This is a genomic window from Pokkaliibacter plantistimulans, from assembly GCF_003194385.1.
In the GTDB taxonomy this organism is placed as follows: Bacteria; Pseudomonadota; Gammaproteobacteria; order Pseudomonadales; family Balneatricaceae; genus Pokkaliibacter; species Pokkaliibacter plantistimulans.
This window is the reverse complement of sequence record NZ_LAPT01000159.1, coordinates 1-2,069: the sequence shown is the minus strand read 5'-3', so window position 1 is coordinate 2,069 and position 2,069 is coordinate 1. Positions and strand designations below refer to the sequence as shown.

Genomic DNA, 2,069 nt, shown 5'->3' with positions numbered 1-2,069 from the left:
AACTTCGGCGTGGAAGTTTTGGTTAACTGTTAAATTAGAGATAACTGACTGATTCAAACGAATTAACTTCCTTGTCTTTCAAAAATAGACGCCACAAAAAATAGGAGTAGATCAATGTCTAATATCCACCATTAATTTCTAGCGATAAATTTGTCCATGCTTCAGTCAAGATACTAAAATTTTTATCATTAACCTTATTCGCCAACTTCTTCATAGCCTTTTTAGCATCTTCAAACATCCAACCATTTGAATTTAGACACATCCATGCTCCAGAAAAATCCTCTTTCAACAGCAACTTATAGAAAAGTGGTTCCTGATCTTTAACTTTGAACCATTCTGGAGAAATATCCAATTCGGATATTTCATCGACAACATCTTTTGAATACTCAACAGTACAACTATTTCTAAGCTCAGACGAAGAAATATCTGAACTATATTTTGGAAAATTTCCTTTATACTCCATTTCACTAATAAACATAGGAACATTATCTTTAAATATATCAAGTTCAGATAATCTCTTTGGATCGTGATCATATTTCTTATAAAGCCGAACTATCTCATTAACATTTATTGATTCTACAGGCGCACAAAAAGAAGATATATCATCTGCAACATCTCCCTCTGCAGATATTAATGAATAACTTTCAGATGCTATTAACTGATCCAAGTTAAGAGCAATTTCTTGTACACGATAGCAATTCTCTGGAGACTGGATAACGATAGTTGGATATCTAGAGTTAGTAAACCAATGTTTCCATAGACCAACTGTATCAGTTTGGTCACACCATATAGGGATTAAAGCAGGAAGTATAATAGGCACTTCCTGACCTTGCGTAACGAAAGAACTGGGATGCTCAATCTCTCCTGACATATACATCAAGAGTCTATAGTCATAGTTTTCAACTTTAATGAGTTCTGAATAGCCCATTAAAACTACTCCTCAGGATCGGCTAATGGATAATAACTATCATCTATTTCTAGTTTATGCTTTTCATCGATAGGCCCTGTCCATATATCAGAATCATTCGACGTAGTAGCTCTATGCATTTCAGTATGTACAGCCCTAGATGTCTTCCCATCTTTTTTAATGGCGATAACCAAGTTTCGTGGATCTACCACCTGAAGTGGATAGTGCCCTTTACTATAGTTCCAGTGATGTATTTCGTCCCCTTTCTCAAGCAGCCCCTCTTTTTTAGCCAAACGGTCAAATGTTGCCCTAACAGACACAAAAGCAGCATTTGCTTGCTCTTTTGTTGGTGTTAAACCTTTCTCCAAAGTGTCTAAATAGTCTTTATATCCAGCTTTATTTACGGAATCCTTCATCGCCTGCTCCCATAGCTGATGCGCTCTAGGATTGTCCGAAATCGTCTCAAGTCCAAAGTCCTCTGGGCGCAACCCTGCCTCTGGCGCCTCTGGCCCTTCATCCTGCCGCTGCGTCTTTGACGTACCAGTGCTGTCTTTCTTCGGACACTCCCCCGGCACACTCGTCAACCCCAATGGATCGACCCAGTTCACCGGATTCGGCACGTACTGGTAGTGGTTTAGCCCACCCGCCAGTTTGATCGGGTCTGGGGTCAGGAAGTGCCCGGTGCCGGGGTGGTAGTAGCGGTGGCGGTTGTAGTGTAGCCCGGTTTCACCGTCGTAGTACTGCCCCTGAAAGCGCAGGTTGGTATCGACTTTTTCGATCAGTGTACGTTTGACGTGGCCGTAGGCTTTGTATTGCACCGACCACACCCGTTCGCCGTTGGCCGCGGTCATTTCCTGCGGGGTGCCGAGGTGGTCGAGGTGGTAGTAGTAGACTTGGGCAAGGTTGCCTTCGCCTTCGAGCTGGGCCAGCGGGCGGTAGGTGCCGGGTTCGTAGAGGTAGCTGCGGTAGTGGCTGAAGTCGTCGGTTTCGGCGATCAGGCGGTTGGCCTGCCAGATAAAGGTGGTGAGGTAGCCGCCAATGTCTTTGCTGATCCGTCGGCCAAAGGCGTCGTAGCGGTAGCGCACGGTGCTGAGGTTGGGCAGGGTAACCTGGCTCAGCCGGTGCTGGGTGTCGTAGTGATAGCGGGTGACAAGGCGGTGCC

Annotated in this window: 2 protein-coding genes; both read right to left on the bottom strand. The window is 44.7% G+C overall.

Annotated elements, in window-relative coordinates; translation table 11 throughout:
• Window positions 1–118 precede the first annotated feature (118 nt).
• Window positions 119–928 (bottom strand): hypothetical protein, encoded by an 810-nt coding sequence (locus WH50_RS25105; RefSeq protein ID WP_110190147.1) that lies wholly within the window; start codon window positions 926–928, stop codon window positions 119–121.
• A 5-nt stretch (window positions 929–933) separates the two neighbouring features.
• Window positions 934–2,069, bottom strand: a 1,136-nt coding sequence (locus WH50_RS25100) for an RHS repeat domain-containing protein (protein WP_207780482.1), incomplete at its 5' end; no start/stop codon positions are given.